This is a genomic window from Pseudomonas antarctica (assembly GCF_900624995.1).
Classification (GTDB): domain Bacteria; phylum Pseudomonadota; class Gammaproteobacteria; order Pseudomonadales; family Pseudomonadaceae; genus Aquipseudomonas; species Aquipseudomonas antarctica.
In genome coordinates, this window is sequence record NZ_UYXQ01000250.1 from 1 (window position 1) to 1,310 (window position 1,310).

Consider the following 1,310-nt stretch of genomic DNA (forward strand, 5'->3'; position numbering starts at 1 on the left):
TGTCTCGTCCTGAATAAGGTTTACACCTTCTGGCTTCTTATCAGGAGGGTGCAATGGATACGGGCGCAAAACGTAGTCAGCGCGATTACACGCTGACTTTTAAATTGTCGGTTGTCGACCAAGTAGAAAAAGGCGAGTTGAGTTATAAAGAGGCTCAACGGCGTTATGGGATTCAAGGTCGGTCGACGGTGTTGGTCTGGTTACGCAAGCATGGTCGACAAGATTGGAGCCAAGGCGCCTCCATTCGTACCCTGAGGACTCGACCGATGGACGAGCTAACTTTGCCTTTGACCCCCGAGCAGAGAATCAAAGAGCTTGAGGAGCAACTGGCACTGGCAAATCAGAAAGCCAAATTCTTTGAAGATGTGGTCGATGTCCTTAAGAACGACTACGGCGTATCCATTGTAAAAAAGCGGTCCGGCAAGTCGTTGCGCAAACCCAAACCCTGAGTGTCAGCAGGGCTTGCCAGTTTATGGGGATCAGTCGCCAAGCCTTTTACAAGCGTGATCGCGTCTATCGGGCGCGAGTCGATCAAGATCAGAAACTTATCAAGTTTGTGCAGGCAATCCGAGCGCGCCAACCCCGCATTGGCGCACGCAAGCTGCAGTCATTGATGCACGCGGAGCATGAGAAACCTGAATTGCATGTTGGCCGAGATCGCTTGTTTGAGGTGTTGCGTGAGCACCGGCAGTTGGTTCGCAGGAAACGGGCGTATCACAAGACAACCGACAGCCATCATCACTTTCGCTGCCATCCCAATCTGCTAAAGCCAGGCCCGCAGCAAGTTGTCGCGACCGGTCCGGAACAGGTCTGGGTGGCCGATATTACTTACCTGTCCACCCAGCGTGACAACCCGGTCTACCTGAGTCTGGTCACAGATGCCTTCTCAAGAAAAATTGTCGGTTATCACGTGCATGGCAGCCTACATGCCGACTCGGTGGCCCACGCCTTACGCATGGCGTTAAAGACACGTCGAACGCGCCAGAAACTGGTCCATCACTCGGATCGAGGAGTCCAGTACTGCTCGGCGCTGTATCAAAAGCTCCACGCCAAGCATGGCATCACGTCTTCGATGACGGATGGCTACGACTGCTACCAGAACGCCTTGGCAGAGCGGGTCAACGGCATCTTGAAAACAGAACTATTACTCCACCGGCCGAAAGACTTGGCGCAAGCGGAGCAAATGGTGCGAGAAGCGATCCTGATCTATAACCAGGAACGCCCACACCTGTCCTTAAAATACAAAACGCCCGATGCAGTGCATAGGGCGCTGGGGTGAAACAGGTGTAAACCTATTTCAGGACTAGACA

At 53.1% G+C, this 1,310-nt stretch carries 1 pseudogene; it reads left to right on the forward strand.

The annotated features are described in order from the left end of the window. Positions 1-53: 53 nt before the first annotated feature. A pseudogene (locus E0F99_RS29840) lies at positions 54-1,307 on the forward strand (IS3 family transposase). Positions 1,308-1,310: the final 3 nt, after the last annotated feature.